16 protein-coding genes are annotated in these 21,097 nt (G+C 55.4%); 2 read left to right on the plus strand and 14 right to left on the minus strand.

Going from position 1 to position 21,097, the window contains the following annotated elements:
* From WKK33_RS04415 to WKK33_RS04425, 3 genes are all read right to left on the minus strand, one after another.
* Window positions 1-447, minus strand: a 447-nt coding sequence (locus WKK33_RS04415; RefSeq protein ID WP_337932666.1) for an L-rhamnose/proton symporter RhaT, incomplete at its 3' end; no start/stop codon positions are given.
* Between the two features lie 5 nt (window positions 448-452).
* Entirely contained in the window at window positions 453-1,706 is a 1,254-nt protein-coding gene (locus tag WKK33_RS04420; protein WP_215758985.1) for an L-rhamnose isomerase, read from the minus strand.
* A gap of 22 nt (window positions 1,707-1,728) precedes the next feature.
* On the minus strand, window positions 1,729-3,219 hold the full coding sequence (locus tag WKK33_RS04425) for a rhamnulokinase family protein (RefSeq protein ID WP_337932667.1): 1,491 nt from the start codon (window positions 3,217-3,219) through the stop codon (window positions 1,729-1,731).
* 172 nt (window positions 3,220-3,391) lie between these two features.
* On the opposite strand from WKK33_RS04425, the gene nhaD reads away from it, so the two are divergent.
* Entirely contained in the window at window positions 3,392-4,753 is a 1,362-nt protein-coding gene (gene nhaD / locus WKK33_RS04430) for a sodium:proton antiporter NhaD (RefSeq protein ID WP_337932669.1), read from the plus strand.
* Between the two features lie 230 nt (window positions 4,754-4,983).
* On the opposite strand, the gene rhaD is transcribed toward nhaD, so the two are convergent.
* The 9 genes from rhaD to WKK33_RS04475 form a co-directional block, all read right to left on the minus strand.
* Window positions 4,984-5,796 carry a rhamnulose-1-phosphate aldolase gene (rhaD, locus tag WKK33_RS04435; protein WP_309438499.1) on the minus strand — a complete coding sequence of 271 codons (813 nt, stop codon included), beginning with the start codon at window positions 5,794-5,796 and terminating at the stop codon, window positions 4,984-4,986.
* A 562-nt stretch (window positions 5,797-6,358) separates the two neighbouring features.
* Window positions 6,359-7,675, minus strand: a complete 1,317-nt coding sequence (gene eno, locus WKK33_RS04440; protein WP_337932670.1) for a phosphopyruvate hydratase — start codon at window positions 7,673-7,675, stop codon at window positions 6,359-6,361.
* 372 nt (window positions 7,676-8,047) lie between these two features.
* Complete coding sequence (gene cls / locus WKK33_RS04445; RefSeq protein ID WP_337932672.1) at window positions 8,048-9,472, minus strand: cardiolipin synthase; 1,425 nt, start codon at window positions 9,470-9,472, stop codon at window positions 8,048-8,050.
* Window positions 9,473-9,504: 32 nt separating this feature from the next.
* Window positions 9,505-10,071: a radical SAM protein gene (locus tag WKK33_RS04450; RefSeq protein WP_215758979.1), complete on the minus strand. Its 567-nt coding sequence runs from the start codon at window positions 10,069-10,071 to the stop codon at window positions 9,505-9,507.
* A gap of 8 nt (window positions 10,072-10,079) precedes the next feature.
* Window positions 10,080-10,415 carry a 6-carboxytetrahydropterin synthase gene (locus WKK33_RS04455; protein ID WP_215758978.1) on the minus strand — a complete coding sequence of 112 codons (336 nt, stop codon included), beginning with the start codon at window positions 10,413-10,415 and terminating at the stop codon, window positions 10,080-10,082.
* A gap of 112 nt (window positions 10,416-10,527) precedes the next feature.
* Window positions 10,528-12,261, minus strand: coding sequence for a tetratricopeptide repeat protein (locus WKK33_RS04460; RefSeq protein ID WP_337932673.1), 1,734 nt, complete (start codon window positions 12,259-12,261; stop codon window positions 10,528-10,530).
* Window positions 12,262-12,338: 77 nt separating this feature from the next.
* Complete coding sequence (gene dnaG, locus WKK33_RS04465) at window positions 12,339-14,321, minus strand: DNA primase (protein WP_337932675.1); 1,983 nt, start codon at window positions 14,319-14,321, stop codon at window positions 12,339-12,341.
* 11 nt (window positions 14,322-14,332) lie between these two features.
* Window positions 14,333-15,919, minus strand: coding sequence for a GDSL-type esterase/lipase family protein (locus WKK33_RS04470; RefSeq protein ID WP_337932697.1), 1,587 nt, complete (start codon window positions 15,917-15,919; stop codon window positions 14,333-14,335).
* 832 nt (window positions 15,920-16,751) lie between these two features.
* Window positions 16,752-17,711: a metallophosphoesterase gene (locus tag WKK33_RS04475; RefSeq protein WP_337932677.1), complete on the minus strand. Its 960-nt coding sequence runs from the start codon at window positions 17,709-17,711 to the stop codon at window positions 16,752-16,754.
* A 302-nt stretch (window positions 17,712-18,013) separates the two neighbouring features.
* On the opposite strand from WKK33_RS04475, the gene WKK33_RS04480 reads away from it, so the two are divergent.
* A complete protein-coding gene (locus tag WKK33_RS04480) occupies window positions 18,014-18,409 on the plus strand; it encodes an FMN-binding protein (protein ID WP_309438685.1) in 396 nt (131 codons plus the stop codon).
* On the opposite strand, the gene WKK33_RS04485 is transcribed toward WKK33_RS04480, so the two are convergent.
* Both WKK33_RS04485 and WKK33_RS04490 read right to left on the minus strand, forming a co-directional pair.
* Window positions 18,406-19,347 carry an endonuclease/exonuclease/phosphatase family protein gene (locus tag WKK33_RS04485; RefSeq protein ID WP_337932678.1) on the minus strand — a complete coding sequence of 314 codons (942 nt, stop codon included), beginning with the start codon at window positions 19,345-19,347 and terminating at the stop codon, window positions 18,406-18,408. The two genes, WKK33_RS04480 and WKK33_RS04485, sit on opposite strands and share 4 nt — an antisense overlap.
* Window positions 19,348-19,361: 14 nt before the next feature.
* A complete protein-coding gene (locus WKK33_RS04490) occupies window positions 19,362-20,768 on the minus strand; it encodes a C1 family peptidase (protein WP_337932679.1) in 1,407 nt (468 codons plus the stop codon).
* Between the last annotated feature and the right edge of the window lie 329 nt (window positions 20,769-21,097).

Below are 21,097 nucleotides of genomic sequence, written 5' to 3' on the forward strand. Positions count from 1 at the left end.
TATACAGAATTCCAATGATTTCAAAGAACAAAAGATGTGTATAAAGGGTAGGGCGTTGAGCTCGGGGAAGAACGCGTTGAGCAGCACAGGGCCCATGATGGTGCCCAAGGCTGCGCAGGTGCCCAAGGCCAACGACTGACCCAAGGCCACACCCAGATAGCGCATGGAGAGGCCAAACGTCAGGCCGCCCACGCCCCAGAGGCAACCGAAGAGCAGCGTCATCCACAGGTTGAACGACGGTGCCTGGGCAAAAAGCCCCCACAGGCTCTCGCCCGACGGAACGGCCAGCAGGGCGCCGAGAAACGGCAGCAATAGCCAAGCGAACACGCCCTGGACGAGCCAATAGCTCTCCCAGCTCCATTGCTTCACCTTGTTGATGGGCACGTAGCAACTGCTTTGGCAGAACGCTCCGATGGCGATGATGATGAGTCCGATGATGATGTTCATGCTCGTTAGGCGCGTTTGAAGGTCACCTCTTGCTCGTAACGCTCAATCTCTGGAATGTAATCCTGGCCCACGGGCACATTGTTCTTGTAGTTGAAATAGTCGTAAACGGCGCCAAACGGCAACGTTTTCGCCTCCTCCAACAGAGCCAGGCGCTCAAAGTGCTTGCCTTCGTCCTCATACTGACGCAACAGGTCGAGGGGCTCGAGGAATGCGGAAAGCAGGCTCTTCTGCGTGGCGCGGGTGCCGATAATGTAGGCGCCGAGGCGGTCGATGCTCGCATCGAAATAGTCGAGACCGATGTGGGCGCGGTGGAGCTGGCCCGCACGCACCAATTCGGAGAACAGGTTGCGGGTGTTGTCGTCGAAGCAGGTCACGTGGTCGGAGTCCCAATGCATGGGGCGCGACACATGCAGCATCAGCTCGGGGACGAAGAGCAGCAGGGCCGACACGGCGTCCGACACGTTCTCCGTGGGCTCGTAGTGGCCTGTGTCGAGCGTGTAAATCATCTTGTTTTGGGCGCAGTAGCCTGCCACAAAGTCGTGTGAGCCTACGGTGTAAGCCTCCAGGCCGATGCCGAAGAGCTTGGCTTCAAGGCACGTCTTCATGTTGGGAAGGTCCTCTTTCATGATCTCGTCGAGGCTCTCCTTGAATATTTGGCGATAACGGTACTTCTCTACGGTGTAGTCCTTCGAGCCATCGTGCACCCAGATGTTCATGATGCAAGGGTCGCCCTGGTAGGCTCCCATGGCGTCGGCTATGCGACGGCAGCGTTTGGTGTGCTCAATCCAAAAGTCGCGCACGGCCTTGTCGGGGTTGGATAGCGACAGCGTTCCGCTATTGGGATGCGAGAACGAGGTGGAATTGAAGTCGAGTTTCATGCCGCGCTCCTTGGCCCATTCCATCCAACTCTGGAAATGCTCGGGGCCACACTGGTCGCGATCCACAAACGCTCCGCCGAAGTCGCCGTAGGTCTCATGCAGGTTGAGGCGCATGGGACCGGCCAGCAGCGACGTGGCCTTGTCGATATCTTGGCGCAGCTCGTCGATGTTGCGGGCGCGTCCGGGGAAATTGCCGGTGGTCATGATGCCGCCCGATGCCGCTACGTTGCGCTCGAAGCCCACAACGTCGTCGGCCTGCCAGCAATGGAGCGAGATGGGAGTTTTCTCAAGGGTTTCGATGGCCTTGTCGGTATTTACGCCCAAGGCGGCGTAGCGCTCCTTGGCAAGCGCATAGGCTTTTTCAATGTTTTCAGATTTCATATTGTTTGTTTTTTATTGATGATCAATGAGTCATTGGGGTGTTGGTGATGCGCAGGTAGCGCTCGTAAGCGGCATCCCACGCCTCCCGGTCGTGTGGGTCGAAGCGTTTCAGTTCGATGGATTGTGCGATGATTCGGCGCATCTCCCACACGTCGGCCACATCGCCAGAGGATTTGGCCTGTAGCATCACGTTGCCGATGGCGGTGCCTTCCTGCGGTCCGGCGAGTACCGTCACACCGCATGAGTTGGCTGTAAACTGGTCGAGATATTCGTTCTTGGAACCGCCACCGATGATGTGGAGCACGTCGATATCGAAGTTTGCAAATTCCTTTAGCCACGTGAACACCTGCCGGTAGCGCAAGGCCAATGAGTCAAAGATGCAACGACAGTAGGCGGCGTGGCCCTCGGGCACTGGCTGATGGGTGCGTAGGCAATAGGTGCGGATGGCGTCGACCATGCTCGTGGGATTGGCGAAAAGCGCGTCGTCGGGGTTGATGAGACTGCGGAACGCCTCTTGCTGCATGGCCTCGCATTGCAGTTCGCTGTGGTTCAAGCCTTGCACTTCGGGCCATTCCTTGCGGCATCGCTCGTAGATCCACATGCCGCAGATGTTCTTCAGGAAGCGAGTGGTGCCTTCTATGCCGCCCTCATTGGTGAAGTTTTTGGCGAAACTGTTGGCGTTGATGATGGCGTTGGGTGTCTCAATGCCCATGAGACTCCAGGTGCCCGAGCTGAGATAGGCAAACCGGTGGTCCTTGGCCGGCACGGCTGCCACGGCCGAAGCTGTGTCGTGACCTGCCACGGCGATGACCGGAACAGGCCCAAGGCCAGTTAGTTTCTGCACGTCGGGTGTCAGTTCACCGATGCGTGTGGCGGGCAATGTCATGGGTCCAAACTGGTCGCGGCGCAGTCCAACGCTCGCCAGCAGGTCGGTGTCGAGGTCCTTACTGGTGGGGTTGAGCAGTTGGGAGGTGGAAGCCACGGTGTACTCGCAGACAGCTTTGCCGGTAAGCAGATAGCTCAGGGCGTCGGGAATAAACAACACCTTGTTGGCGCCTTGCAGCGCCAAGTTGCCATCGCAGCGCATCTGGTAGAGCTGGAATAGCGAGTTGAAGTTCATGAATTGGATGCCCGTCTTGTCGTAAACCACCTGCTTCGGTAACACCTTATTATAATAGGTATTCATCGTGCCCATAGTGTGCGGGTCGCGATAGGCCATGGGATTGCCCAGGATTTGTCCGTCGGGGGCCACGAAGACGAAGTCGCAGCCCCATGTGTCGATGCCGATGCTCTGTATGGGAAGGTGTCGGGCGTGAGCCAAACGAAGGCCTTTCACCACCTCCCAATACAGGGCGAGGATGTCCCAATAGTAGTGGCCGTTGGCTTCGATGAGCTGATTGTCGAAGCGAGTGAGCTCTTCCAACACCAGTTTTCCTTGGCTGAGAGAGCCTATGATGGTGCGTCCGCTCGTGGCTCCGAGGTCCACCGCGAAGAAGTATTTGCTTGTTCCCATAGACAAAGGTTGATAGTTGTTTGTTTCGAATGTTGCAAAGTTAACTCATTTTGCTACCTGGGGACATTATAATTTGATTTTTAAGCCTATTATTTTGAGAATTCTTCCTATCTTTGCAAACACTGACGAAACCTCTTCTTGGAATAAAAATCTAATATTAAATTTATAAAACATGTCATCTTTAACTATTGCAATTGTAGTTGCGTTCTGCATTGGCTATTTCTTCATAGCCGTTGAAAGCGTGACGAAAGTGAACAAGGCCGCAGTTGCCTTGCTGATGTTTGTGGTATGCTGGACGATCTTCATGGTTGATCCGGGAAGTTATCTCACAGCCATATCGGGCCAAGACCTACCTAATGTGGTGAGTGGTGTCATTGAGCATCACCTGGGAAGCACGTCGACAACGCTCTTCTTCCTCATGGGAGCCATGACGATTGTGGAGATTGTAGACCAGAATGGCGGCTTCAACTGGGTGCGCACGGTCATGATGACCAAGAGCAAGCGAGCCCTTTTGTGGCGCATCGCCTTCCTCACTTTTATCCTTTCGGCCATTCTCGACAACCTTACCACGAGTATTGTGATGATCATGATTCTTCGCAAACTGGTGCGTGAGCATAAGGACCGCATCATCTACGCGTCGCTGGTCATCATCGCTGCCAACTCGGGTGGTGCCTTCTCGCCCATTGGCGACGTTACCACCATCATGCTGTGGAACAAGGGCGTGATTACGGCTGCAGGCGTTATCTCGGAGATTATTGTGCCATCGTTGGTGTCGATGATGATCCCTGCCTTTATCATGCAGTACATGCTCAAGGGCAATCTGGCCGATGTTCCAGCAGCGGCAACGAAAGATGAGAGCGCGGCATTCGACTTCAGCGACTTCCAGCGTAAGGTGGTGTTTGTCGTTGGTGTGGGTGGCTTGATCTTCGTGCCTATATTTAAGGCCATCACCCATCTGCCTCCTTTTGTGGGAATCTTGCTTGTGCTGGGTGTGCTGTGGACCGTTACGGAGGCTTTCTACCGCCATCTGCCCCATGGAACCGACCGTGAGGGTACGCAGAAGCGTGTGACGAACCTCTTGCATAACATCGATATGTCAACCATCCTCTTCTTCCTCGGTATCCTGATGGCTGTGGCCTGCCTTGAGGAGGTGGGTGTGCTGACAGCGCTTGGCGAGGGCCTGAACGTGGTGTTCTCAGGCAACCACTACATGGTGACGGGTATTATCGGTGTGCTCTCGAGCATCGTCGACAATGTGCCGTTGGTGGCCGGTTGCATGGGTATGTACCCTGTCGCTCCTACAGGCGACATGGCTGTCGATGGCGTTTTCTGGCAGTTGTTGGCCTATTGTGCCGGTGTGGGAGGCTCAATGCTCATCATCGGCTCTGCCGCTGGTGTGGTGGTCATGGGTCTGGAGAAGATTACCTTCGGTTGGTACATGAAGCATATCACTTGGATTGCTTTCGTAGGCTACCTGGCTGGTATCGTGAGCTACTGGTGCATCAGAACGTTTATCTTCACCACTCCGCTGTAATCGCTTTATCAATACGTTGCTAAATGCCTGCGGTTCTGCCGTGAACCCTATGTGGTTCTTCTGTGAGCTGATTGCGATTCCGCAGTAAATATCAGACTGGCAGATACCTAACGGAAATTCATGTAACAAGAAAAGGCCCCGTGCGAAAAGGCATTGGCTGACCCGAAGGTTAGCAATGAAGCCTTTCACACGGGGCTTTCGTAATGTGTTTGGATGCCTATCGTAGTGTGTTATCGGGGCAGATTGAAGGCGCGCGACATCTCGGCCATCTGCTCATCGCTCATGCCAGTGGGCTCGTAGCCCATGGCCTTGCAGTCGAGATAGATCTTGGCGCTCTTCGACAATACGTCGATCTGATCGAAAGCGTCCATTACGTCTGTGCCCTTGGCAAACACACCGTGCTTCTCCCACAGCACTACGTCGTAGTCTTCGAGTTCGGAAAGGGTGTCGTGGGCCAGTTTCACGCTGCCCGGCAACTGGTAGGGAACCACACCGAGGCCCAGCGGACAGAACGCCTTGGTTTCGGGAATCATGCTCCAAAGAATCTTGGTGAGCACGTCCTTACCTAAGAAATGGTTGTTGTGGCTCATGGCCACGAGCTCGATGGGGTGGGTGTGGACAGTTGCCTTGTAGCCCGAACCGAGTTCTATCTGTCGATCGTGCACGGCAAGATGCGATGGCAATTCAGAGGTGGGTTGTACGGCGTGGTCGGCAATGATGACGTAGCTGGCGCAATCGTCGAGGATGCGAATCACGCTGCCATTGTCCATAGGCCAACGCGCCAGGTCACGCATACGCTTTCCTGTTCCCTTGCAGAAGAAGTATTGTCCTTTCAGATGAGGCAATGTCTCGCCAATAGGTTTCACCTCGGAGATGGCTGGCAGCGCCTTGATGGCATCATCCACAAACTCGGTGATGTTGACCGTGATGTTCCCTCCGTTGCGCTCTGCCCATCCGTTCTGCCACAGATAGCCTGCCACTTCGGCTATCTTGTCGATCTCTTTTCTCAGGGCTTGCCGCCCGTCAAGAATGCTTTTTCCCATGGTTTTGATTTTTTTTTTAGTTGATTTTGCCACAAAATTACAAAATCTTAGCATTCATACGCAAGAAGAATTGATATTTCTGCTACGACTTTTGACCTTCTCCCATCCGTTGCGTCACGCCCATTCTCTGCGCCTTTCCATGTTCTTCATTTCCCAATTCTTGTCATTCTTCTCCGTCTTTGGCCATCTTTTATCCTCAATCGATCATTAGACCGAAATAGGAGAAATCGTAGGATGTTATGGTTTCTTTCCAATTCTTGTCAGCGTTTCTTTTGGCATCTTGCTTCCATTCGCGTTTCGCCATAGCCCGCTATGCCTTCAGCGCGGATGTCGCAACCTGCTCGAGACAAACTCGAACAAGAATTGAAATCTAATGACCGGTTGGGGTTTATTTCTCTCCTTCTATTATACCTGTTTTCTTATGCATGTCTGTCCCAATTCGATATGCGTCCTTTCGTTCTTCAGTTTGTTCTTTCTTGTTATGTGTAAGGACAACAAAAAAAGCCCGCGCAGGCAAGAATGTCTGCGCGGGCATGATATGTTGGGATCTAAAGAATCTCGATTAGAGAGAACGATCCAGGCGGTTGAAGCCATAAACAGCCTCAGAGCCGAGCTCCTCCTCGATACGGATGAGCTGGTTGTACTTGGCCATACGGTCTGTGCGGCTCATAGAACCAGTCTTGATCTGACCGCTGTTTGTAGCAACTGCGATGTCAGCAATAGTGGTGTCCTCAGTCTCGCCTGAACGGTGAGAAGTAACTGAGTTGTAGCCGTGACGGTGAGCCATCTCGATAGCCTCGAGAGTCTCGGTCAGAGAACCGATCTGGTTAACCTTGATGAGGATAGCGTTAGCAACGTGCATCTTGATACCCTTCTCCAAGAACTTGGTGTTGGTAACGAAGAGGTCGTCGCCTACGAGCTGAACGCGGTCGCCGATCTTGGCTGTAAGCTTCTGCCAGCCCTCCCAGTCGTTCTCGTCGAGACCGTCCTCGATAGAAGCGATAGGATACTTGTTGCAGAGCTCCTCGAGGTAAGCGATCTGGCCTTCATCGTCGTACTCAACGCCGTTAGGATCCTTAGGCATACCGTTATTCAGCTCCTTGTAGTTGTAGTAGTACTTGCCGTCCTTCAGAGTAGCGAACTCAGAAGCAGCGCAGTCCATAGCGATGGTAACGTCCTTACCCGGCTCGTAACCAGCGTCCTTGATAGCCTGGCAGATGCTGTCGAGAGCATCGTCGATGCCGTTGAGCTCAGGAGCGTAGCCGCCCTCGTCGCCCACAGCTGTAGACAAGCCGCGCTTCTTCAGAAGCTTACCCAGAGCGTGGAAGACCTCAGCGCCGCAGCGGATAGCCTCCTTCTCGCTCTTTGCAGAACGAGGCTGGATCATGAACTCCTGGAAAGCGATAGGAGCAGAAGAGTGAGCACCACCGTTGATGATGTTCATCATAGGAACGGGAAGGGTGTAGCTGTTTGTGCCACCGATGTAGCGATAGAGAGGCATGTTCAGTGCAGCAGCAGCTGTGTGAGCGGCAGCCAGAGAAACACCGAGGATGGCGTTGGCACCGAGCTTGCTCTTGGTGGGTGTGCCGTCGAGCTCCAGCATCTTATAGTCGAGGCCGCGCTGATCGAACACGTTCCAGCCCTTCAAGGCGGGAGCAATGATGTCGTTGACGTTGGCCACAGCCTTCAAAACGCCCTTGCCGAGGAAACGACCCTTGTCGCCGTCGCGAAGCTCGAGGGCCTCGTTCTCACCGGTAGAAGCGCCTGAGGGTACGCTGGCGCGGCCCATGACACCATTTTCCAATGTTACTTCCACTTCCACTGTCGGGTTGCCACGAGAGTCGAGGATCTCGCGAGCATGAATCTTTTCAATTTTCATCTTTTAATCCTTTTAAATGGTTCAAGATTTATCTTCTGCAAAGGTAGGAAAAAATCTGTAATAAGCACAATGATAGACGATTAAATTTGTGAAAAATATGAAAAGCACAACAACTATGGTGTCGTGGTTGGGTTTTCTAATGGCCGATTGGGGTTTGTCGTGGAATGTGGGTGCTGTGTTTAGGGGTGGGGAGTTGGGAATGGCGGAGGATGTCAGGCGTGGCGTCTGAGGGTTGGGTGGGGTGCAAACGATGGCTCCATGTGTTTTCCACGTTTCCATCGTTGGGAATGTTGCAGAATGGGACCCGATTCCGATGGTGTGATGTTTTGTTCGGAATGGAGTAACGGGTTGTGCCAGAGAGACATACGAGCCCTATAAAAGTGGGCTGAGGAGGCGTAGTAGGCTTTCGCCCAACCGTTTGGAGAATGGGCGGTTTTTCACGCGTTTCATCTCTTCGATGGGTCTACTTTGTGCGAGGTCTTCCATGAAAATGTTTTTCAATCGGAGCGCCATGCCCTCGTCGTAGAAGAAGATGTTTGACTCGAAATTGTGCTCAAAGCTACGGAAATCGACGTTGGTGCTGCCCACGGTCGACACGCTATCGTCGCAGACGAGCAACTTGGAATGGTTGAATCCGGCTTGGTAGAGGTACACTTTCACGCCGGCTTGCAGCGTCTCCATGACATAGGAGAGGGTCGACCAGTCGAGTACCTTCGAATCGCTTTTCCTTGGAATCAATAGCCGCACGTCCACTCCGGCGAGCGCCGCCGTGCGCATGGCGAAGAGGATGGGTTCTGTAGGCAGGAAATAAGGGCTCTCCATGTAGACGTACCGCTTGGCTTCGAGCAGAATGCGCACGTATCCCTGCATGATGTCGGGCCATGGCGTGACGGGACTGCTCGTAACCAACTGGGCCAAACAGTTGTTGTTGATGGCCGGGTTCAGTGGGGGATAATACTTGCGGTCGGTGATTAGCGTGCGGTCGGTGAAGTACCAATCCACCAAGAACGCTCTCTGAATGCCATAGACCGCGCCCCCTTCCACCTTCAGATGTGTGTCGCGCCATGCCATGCCTTTTGTTCCCTTGACGTACCGCAGGGCAATGTTCATGCCACCCACGAATCCCACCCGTCCATCCACCACACACAGTTTGCGGTGGTTTCGGTAGTTCATCTTCGATGTGAAGGCTGGGAATTTCACGGGCATAAAGGCGTGCACCTCAATGCCTTCGTTGCGCATCCGCTCGTAAAAGTCGTTGCTCACCTGCCAGCAGGCCACATCATCATAGATGACGCGCACCTCCACGCCTTGCCGAGCCTTGTCGATGAGCGTGTCGGCGACGAGTCGTCCCAATGGGTCGTCGCAGAACAGGTAGAAATCGAGGTGTATGTGGTTGGTGGCTTGGCCGATGGCTTGCAGCAAGGCAGGAAAGAACTCGTAGCCGTTGGTGTAAATTTCCACTGCGTTATCCTTGAACGGCAACGCCATGCTTTGGTTCTTGAAGAGCTGCATCAGGGGCCGGTGCGACTCGGGCAGCCGGAGGTCTTTTTGCTCGGCAAACTCGAGCATGGAACGCTTTGTCAGTTGGTCGAGCGATCGCTGGCTGACGAGTCGTTCCTTGCGTGTGTCCTGTCCGAAGAAGAAGTAAAGGATGATGCCCAGCAAGGGAAGGAACCACAGCACGAGCACCCACGCCATCGTCTTCGACGGTTCGCGGTTGTCCATGATGATGCGCACCATCACACCTATGACGATGACAGCATAAATGACAAGCCATATTTCGCGTAGGTACTCCACTGTTTCCTCCTTATGATGTTGCGTTTGGTTGGCTATTTGAACCCAATCAGCTTGTGTGTTTGCAGCGACAGGCGCCATTGCGGATGCCGCTGGATGTATTCCACACAGCGACGGGTGATGCTTGCGTTGCGATTGGCGTCGCCCACATCGCATGGTTGCAGGTAATAGTAGTCGGCCTGAATGCCATAATCGTTGGGCGTCTCGGCCTCGTCGAACAGCACCTTCAGTTCGTTGCATCTTTGCACCCTGGGCTTCGTCTTGGGCGACACGGTCAGCCAGTCGAGGTTGCTGGGCGGCGGTAAGGTGCCGTTGCTTTCCATGGCCACCTCGAACCCCGCCTCATGCAACGCGTCGATGAGTTGCTCGTCGACCTGCAAGGTGGGCTCGCCACCTGTGAGCACCACCAAACGCGCCTCGTGATGGCGAATGCGCTCCACGATGTCGTGGCCGGTCAACGGTTCGAACGAAGCGAAGTCGGTGTCGCAGAACGCGCATTTCAGGTTGCAGCCACTGAACCTCACAAACACCGCGGCTCGCCCCGTGTTGTGGCCTTCGCCCTGCAGGCTGTAGAAGATGTCGTTTACCCTATATGTCTTCATGGCGCAGCTCATTCGTCGATCTCGTAGATGGCAATGTTGTTGTCGCTCTCCTGCACCTTGGCCTTGTAGCATGTGGGCAGTTGGTCGACGATCCATCGCGCAATGTTCTCGGCCGTTGGGTTGAACGGCAGCTGACTGTTGAGGTCGGTGTGGTCGAGCTTTCCATGGATGAGTTGCTTGATGTGTGCGAAGTCTTCCACCATGCCGTCTTGGTTGAGCTCGCGCGCTTTGCAGTAGACGGTTACGTGCCAGTTGTGTCCATGCACCTGCGAACACTTGCTCTCGTATGAGAGTGTGAGGTGGTGACTGGCGGAAATCTCAAAATGTTTCTCTAAATAATACATGGTATGTATGGTTTTCCTGATAATCGTAGTGGTGTTGGGGTGAAGGGGTGGGGCTTGTGGGCCTAATGGGCTTTGTGGGCATTATAGGTCCGATGAGCGTCTTTGGCTATGCTCATTTGCCCTTGTTCTTCTGTATGTAGGCCAGTTCCTTGAGGGCGAAGTCGCTGTTTTGCGGGTTGTCGAGCATCTGTTTGAGTAGGCGCTCGGCCTCGTCGTAGCGTTGCATGGCCACCAACATATATGCCTTGCGGCGTAAGAGGAAGTTGGAAACATGGTCCAGTTGGTCGTCGGCAAGGTTGGTCTTGGTTTTCTCCTCGTCGTTCTCGTCCATGGCGTTGTTGTTTATCTCGCGCAGGAAACGCAGCAGCATGTCGATGGTGGCCAACGCGCGGTGGTCCTTTTGGTTCACCAAGCTGTTGACGTACGCCTCCGTGACCAGCGGGATCTCGAACGGATCGGCCTGTTGCAGGTAGTAGATCGACTTCTCATACTGTCCGATGGCGCCATAGCTGACCCCCAGGAAGAAGTAGAGCTCGCGGCATTTGTCGCGCCCCAGGCGCTCGGTCGCCTCTTCGATGGAGGCAAACTGGGCATACAACGCCTCCAGCAGGCTGATGGCCTCGTAGTAGCGCTTTTGGTCGAACAACGCCTTTCCGTTGAGGGCCAGCCATCCCATGTTGGGGTTTTGCATATCGCACAGCAGTTGCTCCTCCTTGTTCAGTTGCTCGCCCCGACCATTGGCTTTTGCCATGGCCTCCTTCCATAGGTAACGGAACTTCGTCATGCGCTCCTCCTTGGGTGTGAGATCGTAGCCCAGCAGCACGCTGACCTGCCGTTTGGGCGATGTCCTCGACGCTACCTCCACGCCGTTGGCGGGCGATACGGGAGCCAACGACAGCGTGATGCGATAGTAGAGCGTGTCGGTTGTGGCGCCCTCTTGCTCAAAGTCGAGCGTCAGGTGGCGCATCTTCACTGGGTCTCTTGGGTCGTAGTAGTCGAGTCGCGCCATGGCCGATAAGCGCCCGAAGGCTCCGTCGGCTATGATCGGTTGGGTGATGTCGAAGTTGAGGATGGCGTCGGTGTCGTCGATGCTTGTCGAGCTGTTGTCGGCGTAGAGGGCGAAGTGGGCCGGCACAATGTCCTTCAGTCCCATCGTCGTGGCAAGCAGATGCCCCAGTTGGGCGTTCTCGCCTTGGCCCAGATGCCAATCGGGGCCAGCCTCTTGGTGAATCATCTCCTGTTCGCGCAAGAGGAACAGTTCGCGCTCGAGCGTGGCCTGTGCCTTCTCCAAATCGCGGTTGGGCACCTTGTCGTTGGCGCTTTTCATCTCATTGAATCGCCTCACAAAGACGTTTTGCCACTTGAAGGTGTTGGCCATGGCGCGTTCGAGCACCTCGGTGACGGTGCTGTCGGTAATCATCAATGAGCACACGATGTGCACATCGACCATCCCCGAATCGTTGTTGAGCGTGTAGACTATGCGGCACGTCTCCGTGTTCAGGTTGCACTGGTTGCACACGTTGCGCACCAGTTCCAGGTCGTGAGACCCAGCCTCAAAGAAATAGAAATAGGACAATCGGACGTAAGGCGAATCCTTTTCCAGTCGGATGTTGAAGTGTCCCCCTTGGTAGGTGTAGCGTGCTACGAGGTCTTCATGGTCGTCGGTCCATTTCGCCTTGCAGTTCATGACCTTCAAGGCATAGTTGACGCTGAGCTTGTTGTCGTCTTGCGACCGCGCATAGAGCCCTTTTCCCGCATCGTGTCGTTTGCGCCACGCAGGCAGGAACACAAAGGCTATGATCAGCATGATAGCCCAAATTGCAACGATGATCGCAAGGTGTGTCATATCACCTACAAATATAAACAATTTCCGCGAGAATACGGACTAATTTAACGTTCTTTTAGCAATGCGGGTGTCATAGGTTAAACCACGATGTTGCTTCCCAACTGTCGGGCCAGCTGGTTGCGTAGCATCTGCATGTCGCGAAACTGCTCCATGAGCGCCTTGAGCTGCTCCATGTCGTTGGCCACCGTGCGCATCTTATCCTGAATCTCCTTGAGTTGCGCCTCCACATAGTCCATGCGGAAGTCGAGCAACAGATGGATGGTTTGGTTGCGCAGGCTCTCCGTTTGGTTGCGTTCGGCCTGCAGTTGCGCCTCCTCGTTGTCGGGGCCGTCGGCCTTGCGCTGCGAGAGGTGGTAGCGGTCCATGCTCATGTCCGTGGCCAACTTGCTCATGTTGATGTCCTCGTGGTTGATGAAGTAGGGCTCCGCCTTGAACCCGGGCTCGGTGCTGTGCTCGCACGCCTCGTGCAAGATCTTGTTAAACAGGTCGTTGTGTAGCGACAGGTTGTCGGCTGCGAGGTTATAATAGATGTATTGCGCCACGGTCAGGCTGTAGTGGTTGCCCTCCTCGTCCTCCACATCGTTCATGATGACTCGCTCGCCATGGCGTATGACGAGTTGCGCAAGCATCATCTCCACCTTCGAGGCTTGCTGCATGGGTGTGGTAGAATCCATGGCCGTTGGTGCGGTGGCAGGTTGCGGCTGCGGTCCCACGGGCACCCCGTCTTGTTGCGGCGCCGTCGATCCCGTCTTTCGGCCACGTATGAAGTTGTTCATCTGGTTGATGAGCGTGCTCTCGTTGAGGCCGATGCGCTGGGCGCAGTCGTGTATGTAGGTGTCTCTTAGAATCTGATTGGGCACCACGGATATCGACTGTACGATGGAGTTGATGGCCTCGGCCCGTTTCTTCGGGTCGCGTTCGTTCTTGAGCATCAGGTTGGTCTTAAACTGGATGAAGTCGACCTGGTGCTCGTCGATATACTGACGGAAGTCGGCCGCCGTGTGCGACCGTGCAAACTCGTCGGGGTCCTGGCCCCCTGGCAGCAGCAACACGTTGAGGTTCATGCCCTCGGAGAGCAGCATGTCGGTGCCTCGCAGGGCCGCGTGTATGCCCGCCGCGTCGCCATCGTAGATGAGCGTGATGTTCGAGGAGAAGCGGTGGAGCATGTGTATCTGGTGCAGGCTGAGCGCTGTTCCCGAGTTGGCCACCACATTCTCGATGCCACACTGGTGCAAGGCGATGACGTCGGCCTGTCCCTCCACCATATACACGCGGTCTTCGCGCGCTATGGCCTTCTTGGCCTGATAGATGCCGTAGAGCTCGTGGTCCTTGTGGAAGAGGTCGCTGTCGGGCGAGTTGACGTATTTCTGGTTGACACCCTTCGTGCGCGAGTCGAGCACACGCGCCGTGAAGCCCACCACCTTTCCATTGACACCGATCCAAGGGAAGGTGACGCGCCCGGCGTAGCGGTCGATGAGCTCGCCGTGCTCGTTCTTGTAGCAGATGCCCGTCTTTACCAGGAACTCCTCCTTGTAGCCCTTCTGCAGGGCCGTTGGAGCGAGCACGAGGCGGTTGGGCAGGTCGTAGCCCAATCTGAACTTCAGGATGATGTCGTCGCGGAAGCCGCGGCTTCGGAAATACTGCATGCCGATGTCGTTGCCGTCGGCCGGATGGTGGAGAAGGTCCTCAAAGTAGCTTGCCGCCCACTCGTTGACGATGAACATCGACTCCCTTTGGCTCTGCTCCTCGCGCTCCTGATTGGTCAGTTCGCGCTCATGGATTTCTATGTGGTACTTGTTGGCCAGCCACCTGAGCGCCTCGGGGTAGGTCATCTGCTCATGTTCCATGATGAACGTGATGGGGCTTCCTCCCTTGCCACAGCCAAAGCAATGGCAGGTGCCGCGTGCAGGCGACACGTAGAACGATGGCGTCTTCTCGTTGTGGAATGGGCACAAGCCCTTGTAGTTGGCCCCCGACTTTCTGAGGGTCACAAATTCCGACACCACATCCACGATGTTGGCGGCTTCCTTGATTCTTTCTACTGTAGCGCGATCAATCATAAATATATGCGTTATTTGAGGTATGCGGCCAATGGGCTCTTCGCCAGCCTGATGCCCTTGGCAATCATCTTGGCGTTGTTTTTGGCACCCATGTACGACGTGTGGGTGTGGTCGTGGTTGAAATATTTGGCCGCACTTTCCTTGCTCTTATAGTGCTTGTCGAGGTAATCGGCAATGAGGTTGTGGGCGTCTACAAACTCGCAGCCGGTGTCGGCCACCACCTCCCGGTACCACTTGCCGTACGAATCGTTGCGGCGCTCCACGTGGCCGCCGGGCCACTCGTTGCGTGTGGTGAGCGACACGAGGATGGGCGTGGCGCCCTTCTCGCGTGCGTCGTCGATCATCTTCTTCAGATACCAGCCGAAGCTATACACCAGTTCGAAGCGGCCGCCGTCCTCCAGGTGGTACACATGGCAGGTGTCGCCCGTGCCGGGAATGACGCCGCGCGCCTTCTTGTCGGCGATGGGGCAGATGTCGTTGTGGCCAAACTGTATGAGCACGAAGTCGCCGGGCTGCAAGGCGTTGTAGACCTTCTCCCATCGTCCCTCGCGAATGTAGGAACGGGTGGAGCGACCCGCCATGGCGGCGTTGTAGGGGGTGCACTTCGTGGTGTCGAACACCGTGGCGGCCAGGGCGCCCCATCCCCACATGCCGTCCTTCTCGCTGTCCTTGTTTTTCACCGTCGAGTCGCCCGTGATCCATACCACCGGCTTGCCTTTCTTGCGCTCCACGGGCCATACGGGCAGTTCCACGCCCGTCATCATGGCCTTGAGCGGCTCAAGGTCGGGGTTGCGACTGGCCATGAGTCCCTCGGCCGCCGACCGCGCGTTCATCTGCGCACCCCAGTAGCTGGTGTGGATATGGTCGCCGTAGAAGTGGTATTTCTCCTTCCAGTGGCTATACGAGTCGAGCTTTCGCCCGCTAATCTCGTTGAGGTCGACGAAGGGCACGCCCTCCTCGGCGGCCACCACAGCCGCCCAACCCGTTTGCGGCTTGCGCACGATCTTGCCCGTCGTGGCGTCGTAGTCGTCGCGCGGGGTGAGGCTCATCAGGATGGGGTGCGCTCCCGCTTGGCGACACTCGGCGATGTAACGGCGCAGGTATCCGCCGTAGGAGTAGACCACCTCGTGCTCACCGGTCTCCTTGATGGTCACCGCGAGCGAGTCGTCGGATGTTCCCGGTATCACGGCACGTGCGCGTCCCGAGTCGAAGGGGCCGTTGTCGTTGTGGCCGATGGAGATGATGACCCAGTCGCCGGGTCGCAGCGCCTTGCGCACATCGGGCCACAGCTTGCGGTAGAATGTGCGGGTCGACATGCCACCGAGTGCTTGGTTCTCCACCGTTATCTTGTTTCCGTTGAAATACTGACTGGCGTAGTAGCCCCAACCCCACTGTCCGTTGGATCCGTCGCCCTTGGTGCCGTTGCGCATGGTGGAGTTGCCCACGAGGAAGAGCACGGGGTTGGCGCCCTTGCGTGTGGAGCCCGGTGCGGGTCGCGACATGAGCGCCTTGGCTATCGAGTCAGGGGTGTTGTCAACCACCTTGTTCACATCCTCGATGGGGTCGGGCAGGTTGTCGAACGTTTGAGCCATGGCCATGGTTGTGGTCAGGGCCAGCATTGTCATTGTTGTCAGTAATCGTCTCATTTTCGTTTTCCTTTCGTTTGTTTTATGCAAAGATAGTGCCAATGAGCGCCATGAGAACTTGTTCTCAGATGGCCGAGTGCAGCCTATCTTATGCAAAGATAGTGCCAATGAGCGCCATGAGAACTTGTTCTCAGATGGCCGAATGCAGCCTATCTTATGCAAAGTTACTGCTTTTTTGCCAACAATAGCGTTTCGTAGTGGTGTAAAAATGCAATGCGCCCCCGTTTTTCACCTTAATATATAGGGAGAAGGGTGGCGGCCCCGCTTTCTCACGAAGCAAACACGAAGCAACTTGGGGCCGTTGGGGAAACGAGGAAACAAGGTGACAAAAGGCTTAAAATACAGGCGTTTTTTTCGACCGAGCACATGGTTGGTCGCAAATACGCGATTCTCAGCGTATTTGTTTACTGCTCTGATAATCAAAGTTTTACGAGCATGGCTTAGCTTTTGCTCCTCCTCGTCTCACACGAGGCGTTGCGATTAGGCATCTTTCGTGTTGCGAAACATGCCTAATCGCACCTCGAAACATGCCTTTACGAGTGGCGATCCCTTACCTTTCGAGTCTCGGTTAGGCATCTTTCGCAACGCGAGGCCTCGTTTGCCGTGGCGCGAGACCGATTTTCGGTCTTTCGGATCGACAATAAGGCTTTTTCGCTTTCTATTTCATCGAACGAAAAGAGTGCGTTTTTTGACCAAAAAACTTGAATGTTTCCATGGTGCGCATCAGCCGTGAAGGGCTCGCTCGGGGCCTGTTGCTACCGCACAAAAGGCAACGTTGGAAGCGTTATTGGCACTTGAGCTGGATAACGTCGATGCCTGGCCAGGCGCCGAAACGGAACGGCACCGTGCCGCCTACGCCCACCGACACATAGAGCATGGAGCCGTCCTCGGTGTATTTGCCGCCCCATTCGTTGTAGGCCCACTTGGCCGGCGACACACGGCCCAGGCTGATCTGTCCGGCGTGGGTGTGGCCCGAGAGCGTCAGCGCGATGTCGGTTTGGTGGAGCACGCCGCGCCGCCAATAGCTCGGGTCGTGGCTCAGCAAAATCTTGAACGACCCCTCGGCGGTGCCCTTGAGCGCCTTCGTCAGGTCGCCATAGTCGGGGAAGGGCGGCCTACTGATGTTCTCCACGCCGATGAGCTCGATGGTGGCGCCGTCGCGACGGATGCTTACGTGCTCGTTGAGAAGCAACCGCCATCCTATTTTCTGCTCCAGGTATTTCAGCACCGTTTGGTTTTTCCGGATGTTGCCCAAGCTCTTGTCCTCACCATACTCGCAATAGTCGTGGTTTCCCATCACCGAGAACACGCCGTCGCGCGCCTCTATTTGCTTCAGCGCGTGCTGGAACGGAATGACCTCGTGGGCGCTGACGTTCACCAAGTCGCCCGTGAACACCACCAGGTCGGGCCGCTGCTCGTTGACCAACCGCACCAACTTGTCGACAAGCGAGCGGTTGCGCAGGAACGTACCGATGTGGATATCAGACAGTTGCACTACGCGGTAGCCGTCAAACTCCTTGGGAAGGAGGGGCGATTGGCAGGTGGCCGAGCGCACTACGAAGTGGCGCCAACCGAAGAAGAAGCCGTAGACCATCAGCAAAACCCAAGCCACGGCGAGCGCCATGGCCCAGCAGCTGCCCGCCAACGGCCACGTTAGCAGGAACAATAGGCCGGGAACGGCAATGAGCAATGCGGCGCCCGTGATGAGGCGCATCAGCGTGTTGTGGCGAAGTTTTAATTTCATGGCGCGTTTTTAGCTTTTTACAAAGATAGCGTTTTTGGTTGGGTAATTTGTAATTATTGATGATTTTTGTGGTGGTCCAACGTTAAAAAGATAGCCTAAAGCGTTAAAAAACGCTTGCAGCGACGGGGGCAACCCCGCTTTTGTCGTAACTTTGCCCAAGATAGGCTGCACTCGGCCATCTGAGAACAAGTTCTCATGGCGCTCGTTGGCACTATCTTTGCCCAAGATAGGCTGCACTCGGCCATCTGCGGGCGAGTGGCTTTACGTAAACATCATTCAGGACAAATTATTCAACAAGACCAATGAAAAAGAAAACCATGATGAAAGCAGCGGGCTTCCTTGCCGCCGTCGCTTTGTTGGCGAGCGCCATGCCCGCCACCGACCCCATCAGCAAGGAGTCGGGCGCCACGGTGGTCAACACTACCACGTTGGCCAAGGAGGTGCGTGGCTTCAGGGGCGCCACGCCTGTGAAAATTTACATCAAGAAAGGGAAGGTGGTGAAGGTTGAGGCGCTGAAAAACCAGGAAACGCCCCAGTATTTCTCCCGTGCCAAGGCCGTATTGGCCCAATATGAGGGCAAGGCAGCAAGCAAGGCCGCCAAGATGAAGGTGGATGGCGTAACAGGTGCCACCTACAGCAGTAGGGCCTTGGTGAAGAATGTGCAAGCCGGCCTGAAGTATTATGAGGCCCACCGCTAAAGCCTAAACACCGCCACCAGGGGCAGGTGGTCGCTAAAACCGTCGAGGTATTTGGGCCCTTGGTAGTTGCGTCGGGGCTTCATACCACCATATTTGGTGTCTTCCTCAAGCAGGAAGGGTGCGTCGTTGATGTGGCATGTGGCAAGGCGTGAGGCCCATGCCTCGCAACAGAATATATGGTCGAGACTGTCCCATCGGCCGTGCCATCGGTAGGTTCCCTTGGCGCCGTGGGCACCCTTGGCCCCTTGGGAAATCTCCGTGAGGCCGTGGTCGAGGAGCGTCTTGAGGGAGGCGTCGCCCGAATAATCATTGAAGTCGCCCGCCACAAGGATGCGTGCGTGTGGGCTGGTGCGCCTCACCGAGTCGACCGCCTCGGCCAATCGCGCCGTCACCCGTTGCCGATAAGGGCGCGTGGCACGTTCGCCGCCCGACCGGCTGGGTGCGTGCACCACGAAAACATGGAGCGTGTCGCCGCTTATCACCTCGCCCGAGACATAAAGGATGTCTCGGGTGGGGCGAAAGCCTTTGGGCGGAACGATGCGTATGGAATGGTGGTTGATGAGGCGAAAGGCAAAGGGCGACCACAGCAGGGCCACGTCGATGCCGCGCTCATCGGGGCTGTCGGTCATGACATACTCGTAGCCCGCCTGCCGCAGCAGCGAGCGCCGCGTCAGGTCAACGAGCACACTGTCGTTCTCCACCTCCGTCAGCGCCACCATGTCGGGCATCACCGCCAAGGTGTCGAGCATGCCGCACGACACAATTTCCTGGCCTATGCGGTTGAGCTTGCGCCAGTAGCGGTAGGGGGTCCAGTGGTGGGCCGATGTGGGAAGAAACTCCGTGTCGTTCTTCAGGCTGTCGTGCCGAGTGTCGAAAAGGTTCTCACAGTTGAGCTCAACAAACGTGAAGAACGACAAGAGCAATAGCGAAAGCCCCATGTTGCCACGTCTGTTTACATGTCCTCTTGGAACAAGGGGTCGTCGGGTGTCACCATGATGGGCTTCTGGTCGAACTGCTTCAGCGTCTCCTCAGAGGCGTAGCGCTTGTTGACCACCAGGCGGAACATATACTCGTTGAACCAGTCGTTGGTCATGATCAGGCAGCCGTTAACGCCGTTAGAAGCACCCCAGCTGTTCTCAACCTTCCACTTCAGCGGGTTGCCGTTGGCGTCGAGGTCGACGGCTGTGAGCGTCATGGCGTGTGTGGAACCGCTGTCGAAGGTCTCGATGCGCTCGGCCTTGTTCATGCCAAATGTGGTTCCGAAGAGTGATCCGTAATCGTAATTGTTAAGATCGAGCACGCCGCGCTTACGGTCGAACTGCTTGCCTACATCATAGCTTGAGTACAACTTGTGGCCGTCTTTCAGAGAGGCGATGGCCAACTTGGCGATGTCCTCCATCGGCAGGTTGAGGTATTTCCAGTTGTGGCCGTCGTAGGTGTGACGGTCAAGCTCCACCTCGTAGGTCTTATAGTAGGGGCGACGAGGATCGTTCATCACCATGATGAACGAACCGGTGAGCTTGTGGCCCACGGTCTCGTCGTAGAACTCCTTCGGAGTGTACTTCTTGGCGGGGGTCACCACCTTGCCAGCCTTGTTCTTGAAGGCATAGGTAAACTCCTTCACGGGCTCGCCGAGCGTCATCGACAACATGTGGTAGATGGTTGCCAACATCTCCGTCTTGCGCTTCTTCACGGCTGCGGCCTTCTTGCCGCTGCTCACCATCTTGCGCAGCTCCAAGCCATATTCGCGCAACTTCGACGTAACCAATCTGTCAACGGTCGCCGTGTTTTCCGACGAATAAGTCTCGGGCATGGCGCTCATGGGTACCAAACCATACTTCTCCACCAGGTCGGCCACACCGCAGAACGTGCCACCATCGTTGATGGGATGCTGGAAGAAGAACTGCACGCGCTTGTCCTCAAAGGGCTTGTCGGCGCAGTCGATGACACCCTGAAGCATCAGGTTGGCCTTCTCCAACTGGTCGTAGAAGAAGAGGTAAGCCTGCGAATATTCCACGCGCAGCGTGTCGTTGTGAGCCTTGGCGAAGTTGGCGCGCAGCACATTCATGCCCGAGAACATCCAGCAACGTCCGCTGCTCTGCTGGTTATGAATGTTCTGTGCGGGAGTCTCCACGCTGAAGAGGTTGTCCACTTGTCCCAAACTCTTGTAGCTCTTGGCCAAGTCGTCGATCTTGTTCGACGCGATGGCGTTTACGAGAGCAGCGCTGGTAGGAGTGTTGCCCTGAGCCGCCTCGATCTGCTGCAACATTTGCGAGGAGATGCCACCGTCGGCCTTCTGTGCCATGGCAGCACCCGACATGACGAGGAACGCCGCCAACATAATAGTTTTTTTGTTCATAATGAAGATAGGTTGATGATTATGTTTCTCATTATTAGTAAAGATAAGGCCAACGCCTAATGATGCCGAGCGCCGCCTATCTTCTGCAAAGATAGTGCCAGTGAGCGCAATGAAAGCTTGCTTTCGAATTGCCGAGCGCCGCCTATCTTCTGCAAAGATAATGCAAAAAGGTCGAGAATGAAATGAATTCATCGTTTTTTTCTTCCGAAAAGCAGCATATTTGTTGCAGGAAACGCAAAAAGGGCTGGCGTCGATGAGTATGCGCCAATAAAAAGGCGCACGGGGATTATTTTGCTGTTAGTTGAGCGCATTATCATTTATTTATTGTA

This window comes from Hallella sp. (assembly GCF_037460745.1).
In the GTDB taxonomy this organism is placed as follows: Bacteria; Bacteroidota; Bacteroidia; order Bacteroidales; family Bacteroidaceae; genus Prevotella; species Prevotella faecis.